This is a genomic window from Sulfitobacter sediminis (genome assembly GCF_040811725.1).
Classification (GTDB): Bacteria; Pseudomonadota; Alphaproteobacteria; order Rhodobacterales; family Rhodobacteraceae; genus Sulfitobacter; species Sulfitobacter sediminis.
Genome location: NZ_JBFNXX010000121.1, coordinates 1 through 333, shown reverse-complemented (window position 1 = coordinate 333; position 333 = coordinate 1). Strand labels below are relative to the sequence as shown.

Here is a 333-nt window from a genome sequence, read left to right as displayed (position 1 = left end):
AATGGCACGGTCGTCATCAACGGTGACGGCACGGTCACCTACACGCCGGATGCCGACTTCAACGGCACCGACAGCTTCACCTACACCGTCTCCGATGGAAAGGGTGGCACCGATACCGCGACCGTGACCGTCAATGTTGGGGTGATCAACGATGCCCCGGTGGCGAACACCGACAGCGCGAGCACGAACGAGGACACGCCGGTGACCCTCTCCGTGTTGCCGAACGACAGTGATGTCGACGGCGACACGCTGAGCGTGAACAGCGTCACCAACGGGAGCAATGGCACGGTCGTCATCAACGGTGACGGCACGGTCACCTACACGCCGGATGCC

Annotated in this window: 1 protein-coding gene; it reads left to right on the top strand. The window is 62.8% G+C overall.

The window, feature by feature from the left end:
* Positions 1 to 333: Ig-like domain-containing protein (locus tag AB2B41_RS23415; protein WP_367880236.1), on the top strand; the 333-nt coding region annotated here is incomplete at both ends.